Origin of the sequence: Psychroserpens sp. (assembly GCF_036960315.1) — a bacterium.
GTDB lineage: Bacteria > Bacteroidota > Bacteroidia > Flavobacteriales > Flavobacteriaceae > Psychroserpens.
The window spans coordinates 129,212-147,763 of the sequence record NZ_JBALVR010000011.1 but is presented as its reverse complement, the minus strand read 5'-3'; the positions used below and the strand labels follow the sequence as shown (position 1 = coordinate 147,763).

Annotated in this window: 20 protein-coding genes; 8 read left to right on the top strand and 12 right to left on the bottom strand. The window is 34.1% G+C overall.

Annotated elements, in window-relative coordinates; genetic code table 11:
* Together V7719_RS16365 and V7719_RS16360 are read left to right on the top strand one after the other, a co-directional pair.
* Positions 1-254 (top strand): T9SS type B sorting domain-containing protein (locus V7719_RS16365; protein WP_335731022.1); only part of this gene is annotated, 254 nt, incomplete at its 5' end.
* A gap of 5 nt (positions 255-259) precedes the next feature.
* Positions 260-1,267 (top strand): PorP/SprF family type IX secretion system membrane protein, encoded by a 1,008-nt coding sequence (locus tag V7719_RS16360; RefSeq protein WP_335731021.1) that lies wholly within the window; start codon positions 260-262, stop codon positions 1,265-1,267.
* A gap of 167 nt (positions 1,268-1,434) precedes the next feature.
* Here V7719_RS16360 and V7719_RS16355 read toward each other — a convergent pair whose 3' ends face one another.
* Genes V7719_RS16355 through V7719_RS16345 form a run of 3 tightly spaced genes read right to left on the bottom strand, consistent with a single transcriptional unit; the run spans position 1,435 to position 4,193 of the window.
* Complete coding sequence (locus tag V7719_RS16355; protein WP_335731020.1) at positions 1,435-2,589, bottom strand: vWA domain-containing protein; 1,155 nt, start codon at positions 2,587-2,589, stop codon at positions 1,435-1,437.
* A gap of 12 nt (positions 2,590-2,601) precedes the next feature.
* The gene (locus tag V7719_RS16350) at positions 2,602-3,165 is read right to left on the bottom strand and encodes a rhodanese-like domain-containing protein (protein ID WP_335731019.1); all 564 of its coding nucleotides are present in this window, start codon (positions 3,163-3,165) and stop codon (positions 2,602-2,604) included.
* Positions 3,166-3,176: 11 nt separating this feature from the next.
* The gene (locus V7719_RS16345) at positions 3,177-4,193 is read right to left on the bottom strand and encodes an SIMPL domain-containing protein (RefSeq protein WP_335731018.1); all 1,017 of its coding nucleotides are present in this window, start codon (positions 4,191-4,193) and stop codon (positions 3,177-3,179) included.
* Between the two features lie 231 nt (positions 4,194-4,424).
* Between V7719_RS16345 and V7719_RS16340 the strand changes: the two genes are divergently transcribed.
* The 3 genes from V7719_RS16340 (at position 4,425) to V7719_RS16330 (ending at position 7,907) form a co-directional block, all read left to right on the top strand.
* Positions 4,425-6,587, top strand: a complete 2,163-nt coding sequence (locus V7719_RS16340) for a histidine kinase (RefSeq protein ID WP_335731017.1) — start codon at positions 4,425-4,427, stop codon at positions 6,585-6,587.
* Positions 6,588-7,322, top strand: a complete 735-nt coding sequence (locus tag V7719_RS16335; RefSeq protein ID WP_335731016.1) for a LytR/AlgR family response regulator transcription factor — start codon at positions 6,588-6,590, stop codon at positions 7,320-7,322.
* 69 nt (positions 7,323-7,391) lie between these two features.
* Complete coding sequence (locus V7719_RS16330; protein ID WP_335731015.1) at positions 7,392-7,907, top strand: gamma carbonic anhydrase family protein; 516 nt, start codon at positions 7,392-7,394, stop codon at positions 7,905-7,907.
* Here V7719_RS16330 and V7719_RS16325 read toward each other — a convergent pair.
* The 9 genes from V7719_RS16325 to V7719_RS16285 form a co-directional block, all read right to left on the bottom strand.
* The gene (locus tag V7719_RS16325) at positions 7,897-8,244 is read right to left on the bottom strand and encodes a GTPase (protein WP_335731014.1); all 348 of its coding nucleotides are present in this window, start codon (positions 8,242-8,244) and stop codon (positions 7,897-7,899) included. The two genes, V7719_RS16330 and V7719_RS16325, sit on opposite strands and share 11 nt — an antisense overlap.
* Positions 8,245-8,257: 13 nt before the next feature.
* Positions 8,258-9,037 (bottom strand): glutamate racemase, encoded by a 780-nt coding sequence (murI, locus tag V7719_RS16320; RefSeq protein WP_335731013.1) that lies wholly within the window; start codon positions 9,035-9,037, stop codon positions 8,258-8,260.
* Between the two features lie 67 nt (positions 9,038-9,104).
* A complete protein-coding gene (locus V7719_RS16315) occupies positions 9,105-9,614 on the bottom strand; it encodes an OmpH family outer membrane protein (protein ID WP_335731012.1) in 510 nt (169 codons plus the stop codon).
* A gap of 33 nt (positions 9,615-9,647) precedes the next feature.
* The gene (locus V7719_RS16310; RefSeq protein WP_335731011.1) at positions 9,648-10,685 is read right to left on the bottom strand and encodes an OmpH family outer membrane protein; all 1,038 of its coding nucleotides are present in this window, start codon (positions 10,683-10,685) and stop codon (positions 9,648-9,650) included.
* Between the two features lie 166 nt (positions 10,686-10,851).
* Positions 10,852-13,398, bottom strand: a complete 2,547-nt coding sequence (locus V7719_RS16305; RefSeq protein WP_442969099.1) for a BamA/OMP85 family outer membrane protein — start codon at positions 13,396-13,398, stop codon at positions 10,852-10,854.
* A 10-nt stretch (positions 13,399-13,408) separates the two neighbouring features.
* Complete coding sequence (locus V7719_RS16300; protein WP_335731009.1) at positions 13,409-14,149, bottom strand: isoprenyl transferase; 741 nt, start codon at positions 14,147-14,149, stop codon at positions 13,409-13,411.
* Positions 14,150-14,839, bottom strand: coding sequence for a type IX secretion system protein PorG (gene porG / locus V7719_RS16295; protein WP_335731008.1), 690 nt, complete (start codon positions 14,837-14,839; stop codon positions 14,150-14,152).
* A gap of 110 nt (positions 14,840-14,949) precedes the next feature.
* Positions 14,950-15,825 (bottom strand): NAD kinase, encoded by an 876-nt coding sequence (locus V7719_RS16290; RefSeq protein WP_335731007.1) that lies wholly within the window; start codon positions 15,823-15,825, stop codon positions 14,950-14,952.
* Between the two features lie 2 nt (positions 15,826-15,827).
* Positions 15,828-16,484: a CBS domain-containing protein gene (locus V7719_RS16285; protein WP_335731006.1), complete on the bottom strand. Its 657-nt coding sequence runs from the start codon at positions 16,482-16,484 to the stop codon at positions 15,828-15,830.
* A gap of 124 nt (positions 16,485-16,608) precedes the next feature.
* Here V7719_RS16285 and V7719_RS16280 point away from each other — a divergent pair, with 124 nt between their 5' ends.
* The 3 genes from V7719_RS16280 to V7719_RS16270 are packed head-to-tail and all read left to right on the top strand — an operon-like array spanning position 16,609 to position 18,461.
* Positions 16,609-17,322: a pyridoxine 5'-phosphate synthase gene (locus V7719_RS16280; protein WP_335731005.1), complete on the top strand. Its 714-nt coding sequence runs from the start codon at positions 16,609-16,611 to the stop codon at positions 17,320-17,322.
* Complete coding sequence (locus V7719_RS16275; protein WP_335731004.1) at positions 17,319-18,092, top strand: alpha/beta fold hydrolase; 774 nt, start codon at positions 17,319-17,321, stop codon at positions 18,090-18,092. Before V7719_RS16280 ends, V7719_RS16275 begins: the two co-directional genes overlap by 4 nt.
* An 18-nt stretch (positions 18,093-18,110) precedes the next feature.
* Positions 18,111-18,461, top strand: a complete 351-nt coding sequence (locus V7719_RS16270) for a phage holin family protein (RefSeq protein ID WP_335731003.1) — start codon at positions 18,111-18,113, stop codon at positions 18,459-18,461.
* The last annotated feature ends 91 nt before the right edge of the window (positions 18,462-18,552 follow it).

Here is an 18,552-nt window from a genome sequence, read left to right as displayed (position 1 = left end):
TTACACCAAATGGCGATGGATATAACGACACATGGAACATTAGCGCAATAAATAATCAACCAAGCGCAAAAATTTATATATTTGACAGATACGGAAAACTACTCAAGCAACTCAGTCCGACAGGAGGTGGATGGAATGGTACCTATAATGGTAATCAGATGCCAACGAGTGACTACTGGTTTGTAGTGGAGTACAATGAACCTAATACAGGTGACCGTAAAGAATTTAAAGCCCACTTTACCCTGAAAAGATAAATCGTATGAATTTAAAAAAGTATTGTTTAATAGCAAGTTTAGCACTGTTTTCAATAGTTGGAACAGCACAAGAGGGATTACCTATTTATTCCGATTATTTAACAGATAATTACTATCTCATTCATCCATCGATGGCTGGTGTAGCTAATTGTGCTAAAGTGAGACTTACCGCTCGTGCGCAGTGGTTTGGGCAAGATGAAGCTCCTAATTTGCAAACATTAAGTGTTAATGGTAGAATTGGAGATTCTCCATCGGCTATTGGAGCTATAGTATATAATGACAAGAATGGATATCATTCTCAAACAGGGGCTTATTTTACCTATGCTCACCATTTGATGTTTTCTCGAAATGAAATTGATCTTAATATGTTGTCATTTGGATTAAGTGCAGGAGTTATACAGTATAAATTGGATGAAACAGAATTTTTAGCAGATGGTTTTGACCCAATTATTGCTGGTGTAGAACAAAGTGCTACTAATTTTAATGTAGACTTTGGATTTTCTTATCACTTTATTGATTTCTATGCACATGCAACTATTAAGAACGTTTTGAACAACGATGGGATTAATTTTAACGAACAAGGCTTGAGTTTTGATAACCAAAGAACATATATATTTTCTGCGGGAAATACATTTAGCAAGTTTGGTAGTGAGTATAGCTTTGAACCATCTGTGATGTTTCTTTATAGAGATGCTACTGAAGAAGCCTCAATAGATATTAATGCTAAGGTTTATAAGAAAATGGACTTCGGTAAACTTTGGGGAGGAATATCTTATAGAAGAAGTTTAGATGGCGCTGAGTTTTTAGATGGTTCTGGTGTTAGCAGTCAGAAACTACAATATTTTACACCATTTGTAGGTGTAGATTATGACAACTTTGTTTTTGCTTATACGTATTCTTATCAAGCAAACTCAGTTGTTTTTAACAATGGAGGATTTCATCAAATAACCTTGGGTTATAACTTTAATTGTAAAAGAGAGAAGTACGAATGTAATTGTCCTGCGATTAACTAAACTAGATATATATAATATAAAAAAGAGTCTCGATTATTATCGAGACTCTTTTTTGCGTTAGTGATGGAGGTATTGTTGAAGCTCTCCAGACGTTTTTAGTCTGGAAGCGACTACCGAGAGCACGACCATGATTGAGCTCCCGCGAAGGTCATGGTAATGCCCAAATATTACCAAGTATACTTCTTTTCTTTCGCCTGTGTCTTTATGGCTTTTATCATCGCATTTTCTAATCCGTTAGTGTCTTCTGTCTGCTGTGATTTGATAAATAATCGTCGTTTCTCGTTTAACTGCTGTATCTCCTTCTGAATCGTCTCACGTTCTAAACGTTTATGAGTTACATACGCTTTAATTTCTGAAATACTTTTGTCTTTAAGTTCTTGAGGCAATTCGCTCTTTTTTAAGTTTTCATATTTGAAATTTTTTTCTTGCTCTGCGTCTACCAGGTCCCACGTTGCATTTTTATACAAATGTGAACTTTTACTTATAGTTCTGCTTACTGCGTTGGCTTCACTATAACCTTCTGCATTATCATCTTGCTCAGCTTGAAGTTTCATTTTCTTAGAACCAGTGCTTCCATAGGCCACATAAGTTTTGTTAAGCTTTTGATTAAGTTGAAGAATCTTATCGTCATAAGGTGTCGCTACATAGGTGGTTGCATGATTGTGGTTAATGGCCATATAATTGCCATGAGCTAAATCTGCACCATCTTTCCAGTAGGTCGAAATGCCTTGGTTATAGTCTCCACAAAAAATGGTATTTACGCTCACGTCATTTTTGTGCGCTTGTTTTGCAGCATCTTGATAGCTTATTTTTCCTTGAGAGAATGGCTCGTTTCCTGCAATGAAAATTAATTTCAAATCGTCTTCATTGCTTCCCCATTTTAATTGGTTTAAAGAGGTTTGAATAACGTGACCACAGAATTCGTTTCCACCATTAGTAGTGAGTGAAAATAACTGTTTTGAAATTTCATCTAGATCATCACTAAAGGCCAGCACTTGTCTTATAAACCCTTCGTCGCCATTAAGATTATCGTTTCCGTATTCGTATAAGGCGATTTGAAGATTTGGTTTTGATTTGCCACATTTGGCATAGGATAACTCATTTACGATATCCCATAATTGTGCTTTTGCTTGATCTATGAGTCCATCCATACTATTGCTAGTATCTAATAGTAAAGCAACTTTGATAAACTGCTTTTTGGGATCGTGAGCTTTAGTTTCTACTAAGGCTAATGATTTGGTGTTTTTTTTCTCATTGGCATTGCATGAAAAAAAAGTAATCATGCATAATGCGAGAACTAGTGTATTAAGTATTGTCTTCATTTTATTTCGTTTTTAATTATTACTTGTCAATTGTTTTATAGAGGTGCCTTCATAAGCGATTCTTTGATCGAATAGGGTTATGAGTTCAGATAGTTCGTAGACGTTTTTATAACCATAGCCATAGAGATTGATATAGGTTGGTATGTTTAACGCTAGTGTGATTTCTTTGTCGTTCTCATGGGGTTTTATGATTACAGATTTCGTTGCAAAATGAATTTGATCACCATCAAAATTATTATTGCAATAGATTAAAACACTTGTGGTTTTATTTGGAATGATAGCAGCTAAGTTGTCTTGCGTGAAATCGGAAAAATTCAAGTGGACAGCGCCTTTAATATGCTTTTTGTTATACATTTCTTTTGAACGCGTATCTAAAATGATCACATGTTCTCTCTTACTTTTTTCTGAAAACTGATTGAAATCAATAAGCCGTTTGGCTCTGTGCCTTTTGACTTTTTTCACTAAACTTTCAAAATCTGAATAACTCACTTTGGCTTTTCGAGATTCTGGAAGCTGGTTTTCGCTTGTTGAGAACATTAATATGGTAATAAATGCGAATAAGGTTATAACTTTCATATTAGTATCTGTTAATTGGTTTGTAATGCTTTGATGTCTATGGTTCCATTTGGAGACACGACGTAATATTTGTGTTTGATTTCAGTTTTAACTAAGGGTTCGGGTATAGGTTCTTTAGGTTTAGGCGAATATTGCAGCCTTATATTCATTCCTATTTGTACAACTGGTTCTAAGATGGATGGATTTACGACCACATCATAATTTTCATAAGACAATGGTTGGTAATAATAGGAGGTTTGCTTTTTAACAGTAGCGACGCCTTTTTTCTTTTTGATCGCTTCAAATGACACACTGTTGAAGGCCTGATAACTTTGATAAAAATCTTTAGGGAAGTAGCAGTATTGGTCATCTGCTATAGCCACGTTGTAGTCGGCTAGATCAAAGCCTAAAACTTTATAGTAGGCTTTCTTTTCTTCTATAAGTTTTAAGAGTTGTGTTTGTAGGTTTTTATAGACTTCTGCAATATTTTCGATGTAGTAATCGACTTTCACCAAATTATAGATTTCACTTTTAGCACAAGCGGTTAAAACCGTTTCAAATTGGTTGGTTTTGGTAAATTGAATATGAAGGTTTTGTTGGAGTTCAAATCCGTTGGGAACTTCAGTATAGGTTTTACTGAATAACTTTTTTTGTACTTCAATTTCGTAATTAGGTATAAATGAAATTACATCTACGGCAAAATCATCTTCAGTAATACCGATAGATTTTAACTGACTCTTAATCTTATCTATTCTTTGGTTTATAAGCAAATTGGTACTATCAGCTGTCGGACCAATTTGTGACACATTAAAAATGGCAGTGTAGGTTGTGGCTTCAACATTTTGAAGCGCTTTTACATCAATGAATACAGTTGTACTCGGATTTAAAATTTTGTTGATTTGTTGCTGTACAGTTGGATTGTACAAAGCGGCATTTCCAGAGTGTAATATATTCTGTCTTGAGATTTGGTTATAATTACCCTTGTGTTGTGCGTAGGATGTTGTCATGGTGATTAACATGAACAACATACTCAGTGAGAGATTTTTCATTCGTTTTACGTTTTTCGATTAATGCAGTAAACTTAGAAGCATCTTTTTTCAATAAAAAACGAGAATGAGTGAAGTGGTGGATTGAATGAGTGACACCGATTACTAAATGAGTAAACCAATCAATTTAATAAGTGTTTTTGTAGTTTCATCAGATTTCCCATTTTATTTAATCAATTAAAGTATGTAAGTTTATTCCGTTCAATACAAAACACCCACGTTTGTGGGCATACAATGAAACAATTAGTTACATATAGTCTATTCATCTTGCTGTTTTTTTCCTTCGGAAGTATAACTGCCCAGCAAGAGGATAATGAATATAAGAAAAAAGAAGCCCCTCTTTTTACGATTAGAGGTTCGGTTAGGCATAGTGATAGTTACAAGCCAATTTCAAAAGTAAATATTGAAGTTAATGGTGGAGCTTACACGATGACTGACGCTAATGGAGCGTTTGTTATTAAAGCACGAAAAGGTGATGAATTGGTTGTAAGACATAAAGATTTTGAAACCGTTTATCACGTTATTGAAAATGATGATAGGATCACCGTAGAGGTAGATCCATCCGATACCAAAACGGCAAACCCAAAGTTTAAAATAAATGTAAAAGCGTTTAATGCTTTAATAGATTCTGTATCCAAGTATAAAAAGCTGGATGTAGGAAAGAGTATCGCTTTTGTGGGTGATGCTTTAGGTCAAAGTAGTTCGCAACAGCAAAATGCCGAGGCGTATTTAGTTTTAGCTGAAGTATATATGCACTGGAAACAGTACGATTTGGCAGTTACTAATTATAGAGTAAGTCTTCAAAATAAGGAAACCAATGAAGCCAAGTTAGGCTTAGCTAAAGCATATGAGCGTAATAAAAACTATCAGGAAAGTCTAGAAACCTATAATGCCATAAATGAAAATCAATTAGGTAATTATCAATTGGTAATCTTATATGAAGGCCTAGGAGATACCTATTATAATATTAAAAAATATGAAGCGTCAATTGAAGCTTATGAGAAAGGATTGAAAGTTGCAAATCAGCATATTATTAAGCCAAAAATTGTAGATCTCAATTCGAAAATTGCACAAGCTTATAATGCAAATGGAAAGGTAGATAAGGCCCAAGGGTTTTTCGATAATTCTCTTGATTTGGCTGAAAAGGAAACTAAAAACCGTGCTTTGGAAGAAAAAGTAACGGTAGCCGATTTTCAGAATACCAATAGAAATTATTCCGAAGAAATTCAATTGCGAAAAGAGATTGTCGAAGATGTTGAAGAAGTAGAACGTGATTCTATTATAGAAAATGAAAGTGCGCTCACGCTTCAAAAACAAAACTATAAAATTGGTAATGCTTATTTTTTACAAAAAGATTATGCTAATGCGATTCCGTATTTAGAGAAAAGTATAGAAGAAGCAGATGCCAAAGGGGATTTGGTGGTTAAAAAGGATGCGACTAGAAAGTTATCAGATGTTTTTGTGGACGCTGGAGATTATGAGAAGGCCAAAAAAGCCTTTGAATCGTATAGAATGGTTGTTGATGAGTTATATATCAAACGCGAGCAAGAGCTCTCTCAAGCAGATCGTTTTAGACGTAATATTATAGAACAACAGAACCGGATTACGAGCTTAGAAAGTGATCGAGCACTCACCACAAGTTTGGTCGCAGCACGAAATAAGAATCAACAGTTAATTATTTACTCATTGATTACCGGATTGATATTGCTTTTAATTATGGCGTTTTTTATGTTTAAATACATTAAGCAGCAACGATTAGCAAATAATTTGTTAGCATTGAGATCACTGCGGAGTCAGATGAATCCACATTTTATCTTTAATGCACTAAACTCCGTCAATAGTTTTATCGCCAATAATGATGAGCGGACAGCAAATAAATATCTTTCAGATTTTTCACATTTGATGCGCGCGGTTTTAGAGAATAGTGAGGAGGATTTTATTCCGTTGCAAAAGGAAATCGAATTATTAGATTTATATACCAAATTAGAACATTCTAGGTTTCAAGACAAGTTTGATTATAGTATTACTGTGGATGAAGATGTGAAGGTTGCCGATTATCAAATTCCGCCAATGTTATTACAACCATATATTGAAAATGCGGTATGGCATGGGTTGCGTTATAAAACTGAAAAAGGCCATTTACAGATCACTATTTCAAAGTTAAGTAATACTGAAATCGTTATTACTGTTGCCGATGATGGCATAGGAAGAACGCGCTCTAAAGATTTAAAAACCGCAAATCAGCAGAAACAAAAATCTAAAGGCATGGGCAATATCAAGAAACGTGTTGCTATCTTAAATGACATGTATAAAGATAAAGTTGATGTGTTTATTGATGATTATCAAGATGCTGCAGATGCTGGAACTAAGGTAGTAGTAACACTTAAAAAGGACTAAATGAAATTAAGAGCCATAGTCGTAGAAGACGAAGAAACAAGTAGAGAAATTCTTAAGAATTACCTCAATAAATATTGTCCTAATGTAGAAGTTTTAGGAGAAGCCGCAAATGTGGAAGAAGCATTGGTTTTAATTCGTAACACCGAATTAGACTTAGTGTTTCTTGATGTAGAAATGCCTTATGGAAATGCTTTTGATTTGTTGGATAAAGTTGGTGATATCGATTTTGAAACGGTTTTTGTTACAGCTTATAATCATTATGCTATTGATGCTTTAAATGCACATGCATCGTATTATTTAATGAAACCGATTTCTATTGATGAACTTATTAAAGCAGTAGATTATGTGACCGAAATTCGCACCAAAGAAGATGCCTTACAAGATCAAATACTAGTCCCTAAAACGAATAGTGTGAACGGTAAGATTACGATTCCCCAACAAAGCGGATTTGAGGTTTTGGAAACAGCAGATATCTTATATTGTAAAGCCGACGATAACTATACCGAAATCTTTCTTAATACCAACAAAAAGAAATTGGTGAGTAAGACTTTAAAATATTTTGAAGAAGCCTTAAACGATGGTAGTTTTGCTAGAGTTCACAAGAGCTATTTGGTGAATGTGAATGAAATTAGAAAGTACATCAAAGGAAAAGGCGGAAGTGTTATTTTAAGCAACGGAAAAGAAATCATGGTCTCTGCGTCAAAGAAATCGGATTTGTTGTCTTATTTTAAATGACAAATTTCTGCGAAGACAGGAATCTCTTAATCGAAAAACTAAAATATAGTCTAATCACAAAGGAATAGTATGCCAATCATAAAATCAGTAAAAGGAATTCATCCACAAATACCAGACGATTGCTATGTTGCCGAAAATGCAACTATCGTAGGCGAAGTCACAATGGGATCTAATTGTAGCGTTTGGTTTAATGCTGTGATTAGAGGAGACGTCCATTTTATTAAAATGGGAGATAAAGTTAATGTTCAAGATGGTGCTGTGATTCATGCCACTTATGAAAAATCACCAACAACTATAGGTAATAATGTGTCTATTGGTCATAATGCGATTGTACATGGTTGTACCATACATGATAATGTGTTGATTGGTATGGGAAGCATTGTGATGGATGATTGTATCGTTGAAAGTAATAGTATTATTGCGGCAGGTGCAGTGGTCACCAAAAATACTATTGTGGAGTCTGGTAGCATTTATGCGGGTGTTCCGGCTAAAAAAGTAAAGGATATAAGTCAGGAGTTAATCTCAGGAGAGATTAATCGTATTGCAGACAATTATGTGAAGTATTCAAGTTGGTTTAAAGCGTAGTTTTAAGAAGCGTTATCAATGCTTCAATTGACGCTATTTTATTTAGTGTAGTGTCATCAAAAAGTAGTGTTAGACTATTGTTTTCCAATTTCAGAATAGAAGGGAAGCTCATATTTTCATCTGGATACTTTACTTTAAACTCGTCCTTATGATAAAATTCCATAGCAATGGAGCTCTCTTTTCTGTATGCTTTCCAGATTTTATTTTCTTTGAAGGTATCATAAGTTAGGTCGCATAAGTTGCACTGATATGTGCTAGGACTAAATAATTTATGTCCGACATCAAATAAGGCGTTTAGAGCTCCTGAGTTAGCGTTATAGACAAAGAGTAAAGTCATAGCTTAAACGTTTCTAAAAATCGAGATAAGATACTGGAAACTTCGCATCTAAAATAGTTTTCAGGACGTTTACATTTCCGTTGGAAAAAAAGTTATTTTGAGGAGTTCTTGTGGTATCATTTAAAAGATTGTGTTGCTCTAAAACGGATTTGGTTTGTTTGGCAACTGCCAATCCAGAATCGATAATCTTAACATGATTTGGCAAGAGCTGTAATAGCATAGGAATTAAATACGGATAATGCGTGCAACCCAATACCAAGTAATCGATATTTGCTTTTAGCATAGGTTGTATATAAGTTTCTAAAAGGGCTTTCATTTCGTCGCTGTTAGTTTGTCCTGCTTCTACTAACGGAACAATACCTTCACCAACCTGTTCTATCAATTTAAGACCATTACTATATAAATCGGTTGTTTTATGAAATAACTCACTACTCAATGTTCCTTTTGTTGCTAAAATCCCAATAGCTTTTGTTTGGGTATTGAGTGCAGCAGGTTTTATAGCAGGCTCAATGCCTATTAACGGTACATCGTACGTTTCTCGTAAATAAGAAATGGCAATTGTGGTAGCTGTATTACAAGCAACTACTATTAATTTACAGTTTTTTTCTAGAAGTAATTCGGTGTTTTTAATGCTTAGAGCAATAACCTCATCTTTTGATTTATAGCCATAAGGCGCATTTTTACTATCGGCTAGATAGATGGAGTTTTCATGAGGTAAGAGCGCATGAATCTCGTTGAAGATAGATGTGCCTCCAATTCCCGAATCAAATATACCAATAGGTTTGTTACTCATTACTTACAAAAGTAAAAAAGCCACTTATTAAAAGTGGCTTCCTTGTGTTTTATTTAAGTATTCTTTATTAGAATCCTAATTCTGTCTTTACATCTGTCAAAAGATCTTTTCCAGCTGCCACTAGTACGCCACCACCTTGAGTAGAGTCTAATACGTAATTAAATCCTTGAGCTTTTGCTACTTTGTCGATAGCTGCTTTAGCTTTCTCAAAAATAGGCTTTAATAAAGTAGCTTCTTTTTTACCAAGATCTTCTTGAGCACCAGCTTGGTATTCTCGAATACTTTGTTCCATTTGTTGTACTTCTTGAGCACGTTTTGTGTTCTCTTCTTCAGTCTTCGTATCAACTTCAGCTCTATATTGAGTTACTTTGTTTTGAAGCGTAGTAACCATAGTTTTATATTCTGCATCGTAGGTTTTAGATAACTTTTCGATTTCTGCTTGTGCAGCCTTCATCTCAGGCATAGCTTGCACCAACTCTGTTGTATTTATATGTGCAACTTTGCTTTGTGCAGTTGCAAGGTTTGTTGTTCCAACAAACAATATGGCTGCGAATAAAAGGGTTTTTAAGTGTTTCATTTTAAAATTTGTTACGTGTTATAATTATTGTTTTTAGTTATCATCATTAGGAACGGAATCATTGGCCTTTTTTTGTGCCTCACGTTCATCTTTTGCTTTCTTTCTATCTGCTAATATTTTCTTTTTACGATCTTCAAGTGCTTTTTTTCTAGCTTCACGATCATTTAGTTTTTGTTGTTTCTTTTCTTCAGCGATTTGTGCCGGTGTTTTAGTTCCAGAGTTCGTTTTCGCTGCTGTCGAATCTTGTGGCTTTTTATTTTCTCCTTTTTCAGCGTTTGCAGGTGTCTTTGTATTAGAACTGTCTCTTTCTGCTTTAGCCTTAGCTCTATCATCAATTATTTTTTGACGTCTTTCAGCAGCAGCCGTTTTAAGCGAATCTCTTCGTTTTACTTGTGCGGCTTGTCGTTCAGCTATTTCTGTTTCACGTGCTGATTTTTTATCTTCAATTGCTTTTTGACGTTCGTCCAATTCTTTATTAACAACTGGGACAACATCTTCTTTTTCTGCCTTTTTACGTTCAGCTCTTGATTTTGCTTGTGTTCGTTTTGATGAACGTGTAATACTTCTTATTACTAATTCACTTAGGTCAAAACGTTCAGCAGAAAATAACATCACTACATCTGCAGATTTATCAAAGATGAAATCATATTTTTTACCACCAGCTATTTCTTGAACTGCACCAAAAATTTGATCCTGAATAGGTTGAATCAATTGTTGCTTCTGAATCATTAAATCGCCATTAGGCCCAAATCGCTTTTGTTGGTAATCAAGAATTTCGGCTTCTTCAAATGAGATGTCTTCCATACGTTCTTCATACAACTCTTTGGTTAATAATACGCTCTCACTGTTTAATTGTTTCTTTTTAGAATCAATTCCTGCAAGGCGTAGCTCGATTTCTGTTTTCCATTGCTGCACTTTTTGATCTAGTTGTGAGTTGGCTTCTTGATATTCTGGAATATTCTGTAAGATATATTCGGTATCTATATAGCCTATTCTCACCCCACGCTGCGCATTGGAAACAAAGCTCATTAGACTTAATATGGTCACTAAAAAAAGAACTTTACTTTTCATCTGTATGATTTTATTATTTATAATATTTTCTATAAACTTTAAAACGACAGACTAAATTACGATTCTGTCATTGTGTTTAGTTTTTCAAATTAACGAAATATATTTAGAAAAATTTTAACACACACATTTAAATCGTCGTATTGTTAATAGAAAATATCGTGCCAAATTAAAATTGCTGTCCAATAATGAAGTGAGTTTCCCATCCATTCTTAACAGTTTGGCCAGGAAGAGCATCAAATCCATGACCAAAATCAATACCTAATAATCCAAATGCAGGCATAAAGATTCTAAGTCCGAAACCAGCAGAACGATTAAGACTAAACGGATTGTAATCTCTAAAATTATCAAAAGAAGCTCCAGCTTCTAAGAAAGTCAATGCATAAATTTTTGCTTGTGCTCCTAAAGTGATAGGGTAGCGTAACTCAAGAGAAAATTTGTTATAGATTGAACCTCCATCTTGAGACGATAGCGATTGATTAGGATATCCTCGTAATTGAATAACTTCTCTTCCATCTAAGGCAAAGTTTCCTAATCCGTCACCTCCTAAAAAGAATCGTTCAAAAGGAATGACGCCTCGGTCTTGGTTGTAAGCTCCAAGAAAACCAAATTCTACTCCAGATTTTATAACCAATTTGTCAACAATTCTTGTATACCAATCACCCTTGAATTTCACTTTGTAAAACTCTAGCCAATTATAACGCTCTTGATCAATCTCGCCAATTCTATCCAAATCGTCACTATCGGTTGGGTCTAAAGCGTCTCGTTCATTTTTAAGTGCTTCATAATCGACATCATTTAATAATGAGTATGGTAATGAGAGTTTAGCCGAGATAGAGAAGCTAGAGCCACCTGTAGGGTAAATAGGGTCGACATAAAGGTTGTTTCTTGTTAAACCAATGGTATACGATAAGTTATTTGAGTAACCGTCACCAAACGTAAATAAACCAGTATTATAGTTTTTTAAATTGTAATGCTGAAATGCAACAGACTGAGATAATCTAAAGTAATCATCTGGTTCTTTAAGACGTTTTGATAATCCTATAGAAATACCAGTGATATTAAAACGTCTGTCTTTATCTGCTTTTCTCGTAATAGGATTAAATAAAAACTGTCTTGTGTGAGAAATCGATGTCGATAACTGAGTAGGGCGTTTACCGCCTAACCAAGGTTCTGAAAAGGAGAAGCTATAGGTTTGGAAAAACTGAGACGCTTGTAAACGTAAGGCTAAACTTTGTCCGTCACCAGAAGGGATTGGTTTATATGCCTCTTTATTGAAAAGATCTTTAATTGCAAAGTTGTTAAATGATAATCCAAGGGTTCCTATAAAACCACCTCCACCATAACCACCTTGCAGTTCGATTTGACTTGATCCACGTTCTACTACTTGATATTCAATATCTACAGTACCATCCTGAGTATTGAAATTTTTCATGTTTGGGGTCAACTGTTGTGCATCAAAGAATCCAAGTTGACCAAGTTCTCTGATAGTTCTAATCACATTACTCTTACGATATAACTGACCAGGTTTTGTTCTTAATTCTCTGTAGACAACATGATCATTAGTTTTGTCGTTTCCAGTTACTGTAACATGATCAAAATATGCAGGTTTTCCTTCGGAAATTCTAATCTCCATATCAATAACATTACCTTCAGCACTAGTTTCAACTGGATTAATTGTAGAGAATAAATAACCGCTATCTTGATAGAGATTAGTTAAATCTTGAGCATCGGGCTTACTGTTATCTGCAATTCGTTTTCGTAATTCAACACCATTATAAGTTGTTCCTTCATTAATTCTTAAATAGCGATCTAAATACTCATCGGAGTAAACCGTATTACCTACAAATTCAATTTTACCAAATTTATATTGTTCACCTTCTTCTACGTTTATGAAAAGCGTTACAGTTTTATCATTTTTATAAACAATAGAATCTGAAATGATTCTGGCATCACGATAGCCTTTCTCTTTGTAGGAATCAACAACGCTTACTAAATCTTCTTCAAAGTCTTCTTGGATGTATTTTGAACGCTTTAAAATTCGTATAAGATTTTTTTTCTTCGTATTCTTCATGGCTTTTCTAAGTCTCTTATCTGAAACTTTTTCGTTACCATTAAAAATGATTTTATCGATTTTTACTTTTTCACCTTTATCGACATACACTAACATGTCAACTCTACTTTTTTCAATAGAATCATTTGTTATTTCTTTAGTGTTAACAGTCACTTTGGTGTTTAAATAACCCTTCTTCTTATACTTATTAGTAGTATAGTTACGTGTTGTTGTTATAAGATTTTCAGTAACTTTTTTTCCTGTATGAAGGTCGTTTTCTTTTTTTAATTCTTCGACTTTACTCTTCTTTAAACCTTGAATGGTGATGTCTTTAAGTTCGGGTAAATCAACAAGATTTATTTCCAAATAGGCTTTGTTGCCTTCTACTTTTGCTAGGTAAACATCAATACTACCAAACAACTTAGAATCCCAAAGTTTTTTAATTGCATTACTTATTTGCTCGCCAGGAATAATGATTTCTTCTCCTACTTTTAATCTTGAAAATGAGATTACTGTACCAGGATTAAAATTGGTATTACCGGTCACCTTTATTTCTTCTAAGATGTACTTTTTACCTTGATTAAAATCTGATTGCTGTCCAGCTACAACATTTGAAGTAATAAAAATAAATGCTATTAGTAGTGATTTAATGTAAGTTTTCAAAAGTAAGTAGTTAGCTAAGTTGTTCACTTGTTTTTCCAAATCGTCGTTCTCTATTTTGATAATTAATCAAAGCTTCATAAAGGTCCTTCTTCTTAAAATCAGGCCAAAGAATGTCTGTAAAATATAATTCGGCATAAGCAATTTGCCATAATAAAAAATTGCTTATCCTTTGTTCACCACTGGTTCTGATTAATAAATCAACATCTGGTAAATTATGCGTGTAAAGATGCTTATTTATAATTGATTCGTCAATACTTTCAACGGAAATTATATTATTTTTAACTTTATCTGTTAATTCTTTTATAACCTTAACAATTTCTTCTCTAGACCCATAACTTAAGGCTAGAGTTAAGGTCATATGTGTATTGTTTTTGGTTTTTTCAATAACTTCTAATAGCTCCTTATTGGCTTTTTTTGGCAAATCATTAAGATTTCCAATAGCCAATAAACGTATGTTATTGTCTTGAAGGGTTTTAATTTCTCGTTTTAGGGATTTAACTAGAAGCTTCATTAGTGTACGAACTTCTAGTTTTGGACGTTTCCAGTTTTCAGTAGAAAATGCATAAAGCGTTAAATTCTTAATACCTATTTCTGCACTTGTCTCCACAACTTCTCTTACAGACTTTGTTCCATTTTCATGACCAATAACTCTAAGCATTCCTTTTTGCTTAGCCCAGCGACCATTGCCATCCATAATTATGGCTACATGGTTTGGTAATTTATCACTTAGTATTTGATCTTTCAAGTTCATTTAAAAATTGCAATAACAAGGTCTTTGACCAAAGGTGTAAGTTAAGGTAAAACCAGTAAACACATACCAATCATTACTGTTTATATTTCCAAATGAAAATGCGTCTAATTCTTCTGCATCAGGAACACTGCCGTCTAATTCATCAGAAAACGTATAGCGTGCGCCAACTTCAAAACCTAAAATAAAATGATTAGTAATATTACTCTTTATACCTAATACCATTGGAATACCATAAACCCAACTGTCTGTTCCTTCCGAAGTGTATTCGCCAGTATTATCAAAATAATAGTTTGAGTGTTTAGCTGTTGTTAATCCAGAATATATATAGGGAGTAGCTTTTATTCCGCTTTTGTGTAAATCGAAATCAATAAACGTGAATTCCATTCCTGCCGAAATTTCCAGCAAATTACTATCAAATGAATAATTTCTTTCTTTTCGTCTTGGATCGTCAGATTTTCGATCATGCCCTTTAAGATCAGAATACATTAGAGATACTCTCCATGAATGTCTTGGACTTCGATTCCATTTTAAAAGGAGTCCTAAAGCAGCTGTGTTAGGGGAAACATAGCTTGTTGAACCTACATCGCCAATAAAATTACTTCCGCCAGCAAACACACCAATTTCATATATTTGTGAATGGCTTGTTTGCGCGAAAAATGTACTCAATAAAAATAAGATTATATACCTCATAAATTTTTAAAAGTTTGCAAATATAATAAATATGAATTGCCTACGGTAATTTGTGGCAAATAGTCTTACAGAAAACTGATTTCATAAGGATTTATTGCATGATTCGAGACTCAGTTTCGCTTGTCTTCTCCCCAAAGCATTTTCTTTCGAAGTGTGTCAATAAAACTTTCATCTAACAGCTCTACCATTTTAACTTTAAAATTCGCTTTTTTTATAGTAATGAGTGTTGCATTTGATAATGTGACGATTCTAGAATCTAAGGACATTAAATGTTGATCTTCACGACCATCAACTTTCAGTTGTATAGTGGTATCGTCTGGGATAACCAAAGGTCTAGCATTTAAGTTGTGTGGTGCAATTGGTGTGAGCACAAAACTATTAGTATCAGGAGTAATAACCGGTCCTCCACAGCTTAATGAATATCCTGTAGAGCCTGTAGGTGTTGAGACTATGAGTCCGTCTGCCCAATATGATGTGAGGTATTCATTGTTGAGGTGTGTTTCAACAATAATCATCGAGGTTGTATTTTTTCGGCTTACTGCAATTTCGTTTAACGCAAAATTAGTCTCTATTAACGTGTTGTTTTCAGGATTGGTTTCTACACTTAATAAAGTGCGTTCTGATGTTTTATAATTTCCATTAAGAATATGTTCAATTGCAGCTTCGATTTCATTGGTTTGTATCGTTGCCAAAAAACCAAGTCTACCAGTATTGATGCCTACTATTGGGATTGAGAAATCTCGAACATAAGTGACGGCCCTTAAAATAGTACCATCACCACCAACACTAATTAAGAGATCAAAAGTTTCATTTAATTCTGAAAATGTATGAACTGATTTTAATTGTTTTATATCTTCGGAGATGTGCTTATAGAATAACGCTTCGATAAAAATATCGACAGCATTCTTCCGAAGCACATCAATAAGTTCATCAAATGAATTTGAAGACTTTTCAGGATAATACTGACTGTAAATCGCTATCTTCATATTTATATGTCTAAATATTTTTTGAGATAATCTGAGCGTTCTTTTAAATTCTCAACATAAGTATCTTCTTCATGACCAGAAATAATATTGTAACTGTATCGTCTAAAGGTTTGAATCACATCATTTAAACCAGCATTACCTATTTTCAATGTAATTTGAATGACATCACTTTCCATTTTAGATACAAAAGCACCCAAAATCTTAGCGTCATTAGATTCTACAATTTGGCTTATTTCACTAAATGAATAATCTGGAATACCTTTTTCGACTATTAAGATACCACCTGGTTCTGAGAAAAAAGGAGTTTCGTTGAATAAACCAATAATGTCTCCTAGCTCATAATACCCTAAGTAATTATTGCGTTCATCCAGAACAGGCATAATGTTACATGAGTTTTGAGCGAATGTTTCTAGCACGTCCAACCAATTGGTGTTAGAGCGAACAAAAAACCCGTCAATGGCATAATTACAATCGGCAATCGTTTTTTGAGATTCAAAACAATGCGCATCAGTTTCAGAAATGCAGCCTTGATATACACCATTATTTTCAACAGGTATATGAGAATAGGTCAACTCATTAAATAGAAGTTGAACATCACTCACTTTGTCGTTAATGTTGAGTGGTTTTATGTCGTTGATAACGTATTCTTGTAATGGCATACTAGTCTAAAATTCTAATCAAAATTAATTAAAAATAACTTCATTATTGCACACAATCAAAACTTTTCGGTTTAAAACAAAAAACCAAGATCAGTTCTGTATTTTTGTAATCTAAATTGTCGATATGACTAAGTTAAGTGTAAATATTAATAAGATAGCAACTTTGCGAAATTCGCGAGGCGGAAACACGCCAAATGTTGTGCAATTTGCAAAAGATGTACAGCGCTTTGGAGCCGAAGGTGTTACCGTTCACCCAAGACCAGATGAACGTCATATTAAATATCAGGATACAAAAGATTTAAAACCAGAAGTCTATACCGAATTTAATGTAGAAGGGAACCCTGTTAAATCTTTTATGGATTTGGTATTAGAAGTAAGACCAACACAAGTTACATTAGTTCCTGATGCTGTTGATGCGTTAACCTCAAATGCAGGTTGGGACACGATTAAACATAAGAGTTTTTTAACTGAAGTGATTTCAGAATTTAAATCCAATGGAATACGAACCTCTATATTTGTAGATCCAGATTTAAAGATGGTTGAAGGCGCAAAAGCTATTGGAACAGATCGTATCGAATTATATACTGAAACTTTCGCACACCTATATGGTTTAGGAAACAGAAAAGCGATAGAGCCTTTTACTAAAGCAGCCGAATTGTCAAATGATATAGAACTTGGGATAAATGCAGGACATGATTTGTCATTGGATAATATCAAATTTTTTAAAGACAATATTCCTGGATTATTAGAAGTGTCTATTGGACATGCTCTAATTTCTGAAAGTTTATACTTGGGTGTTGAAAATGTTGTACAAATGTATTTACAGCGATTGAAATGAAACTACACTCAAATATCATAGGTGAAGGCCAGCCCTTTATTATTCTTCACGGATTTCTGGGTATGAGCGACAATTGGAAAACGCTGGGAAAGAAATTTAGTGATGCAGGGTTTGAAATACATTTGGTAGACCAGAGAAACCATGGACGTAGTTTTCACGATGAGGAATTTAATTACGAGGTTTTATCCGAAGATTTAAAAGCGTACTGTGAAGAACATCAACTTGAAGATATTATCCTATTAGGTCATTCTATGGGAGGGAAAACAGCAATGCTGTTCGCTACCGAATATCCAGAACTGGTCTCCAAATTATTGGTGGCAGACATTAGTCCGCGTTTTTATCCTGTCCATCACGATGGGATTTTAGCTGGATTGAGCGCTTTAGATTTTGATGCCATAAAAAGTAGAGGCGCAGCCGATAAGCTATTGTCACAATACGTTTCTGAAATGGGAACACGTATGTTTTTGCTTAAGAACTTGTATTGGATTGAAAAAGGAAAACTCGCATTGCGTATCAATTTGGAGGTTTTAAGAGCACATGTTTCCGAAGTTGGTGAAGGGTTACCCATGCATTCCAAATTTGAAAAACCAACACTTTTCCTTAGAGGCGATAAAAGCGAGTATGTCATGCCAACCGATGAAAAACTAATCAAGCAACACTTTCCGTTGGCTGAAATCGAGACGATTAGTAATGCTGGTCATTGGTTGCATGCCGAAAATCCGAAAGAATTTTATGAGGCTGTTATTAAATTCGTTACTTTAAGGGAATAATCGAAGAAACTTTTTAAGATGAATCTAATTATCCGACTTTTAATTACCGCAGGAATTGTGGTGTTATTATCACATTTTTTGACTGGAGTTGCTGTTAGTGGCTTCACAGCTGCACTTATAGTTGCTGCAGTTTTGGCATTACTTAATGCCATTTTAAAACCCATTTTAATTATATTGACTATCCCTATTACGATTATGACCTTAGGGTTATTTTTATTTGTCATTAATGCTTGTATTATTCTACTTGCAGACCGATTTATAGATGGTTTTGCAGTCGATGGCTTCTGGACAGCCTTACTGTTTAGTATTCTATTGTCGATTTCACAATCTATAGCCTATTCGTTTTTAAAGGAAGAGAAGAAAAAATAGTATAAAACACAATCGCTTAAACTATTGTTGGGTTGCAAAAAATATCGTATTTTTGCAGCCCTTTTTAATGCATTTTCTAATAGATAAAATG

Bases quoted from the DNA above. Each gene is read 5' to 3' on its own strand.
- V7719_RS16360 (WP_335731021.1), top strand. From the start codon at position 260: ATGAATTTAAAAAAGTATTGTTTAATAGCAAGTTTAGCACTGTTTTCA.
- V7719_RS16355 (WP_335731020.1), bottom strand. From the start codon at position 2,589: ATGAAGACAATACTTAATACACTAGTTCTCGCATTATGCATGATTACT.
- V7719_RS16350 (WP_335731019.1), bottom strand. From the start codon at position 3,165: ATGAAAGTTATAACCTTATTCGCATTTATTACCATATTAATGTTCTCA.
- V7719_RS16345 (WP_335731018.1), bottom strand. From the start codon at position 4,193: ATGAAAAATCTCTCACTGAGTATGTTGTTCATGTTAATCACCATGACA.
- V7719_RS16340 (WP_335731017.1), top strand. From the start codon at position 4,425: ATGAAACAATTAGTTACATATAGTCTATTCATCTTGCTGTTTTTTTCC.
- V7719_RS16335 (WP_335731016.1), top strand. From the start codon at position 6,588: ATGAAATTAAGAGCCATAGTCGTAGAAGACGAAGAAACAAGTAGAGAA.
- V7719_RS16330 (WP_335731015.1), top strand. From the start codon at position 7,392: ATGCCAATCATAAAATCAGTAAAAGGAATTCATCCACAAATACCAGAC.
- V7719_RS16325 (WP_335731014.1), bottom strand. From the start codon at position 8,244: ATGACTTTACTCTTTGTCTATAACGCTAACTCAGGAGCTCTAAACGCC.
- murI (WP_335731013.1), bottom strand. From the start codon at position 9,037: ATGAGTAACAAACCTATTGGTATATTTGATTCGGGAATTGGAGGCACA.
- V7719_RS16315 (WP_335731012.1), bottom strand. From the start codon at position 9,614: ATGAAACACTTAAAAACCCTTTTATTCGCAGCCATATTGTTTGTTGGA.
- V7719_RS16310 (WP_335731011.1), bottom strand. From the start codon at position 10,685: ATGAAAAGTAAAGTTCTTTTTTTAGTGACCATATTAAGTCTAATGAGC.
- V7719_RS16300 (WP_335731009.1), bottom strand. From the start codon at position 14,149: ATGAACTTGAAAGATCAAATACTAAGTGATAAATTACCAAACCATGTA.
- porG (WP_335731008.1), bottom strand. From the start codon at position 14,839: ATGAGGTATATAATCTTATTTTTATTGAGTACATTTTTCGCGCAAACA.
- V7719_RS16290 (WP_335731007.1), bottom strand. From the start codon at position 15,825: ATGAAGATAGCGATTTACAGTCAGTATTATCCTGAAAAGTCTTCAAAT.
- V7719_RS16285 (WP_335731006.1), bottom strand. From the start codon at position 16,484: ATGCCATTACAAGAATACGTTATCAACGACATAAAACCACTCAACATT.
- V7719_RS16280 (WP_335731005.1), top strand. From the start codon at position 16,609: ATGACTAAGTTAAGTGTAAATATTAATAAGATAGCAACTTTGCGAAAT.
- V7719_RS16275 (WP_335731004.1), top strand. From the start codon at position 17,319: ATGAAACTACACTCAAATATCATAGGTGAAGGCCAGCCCTTTATTATT.
- V7719_RS16270 (WP_335731003.1), top strand. From the start codon at position 18,111: ATGAATCTAATTATCCGACTTTTAATTACCGCAGGAATTGTGGTGTTA.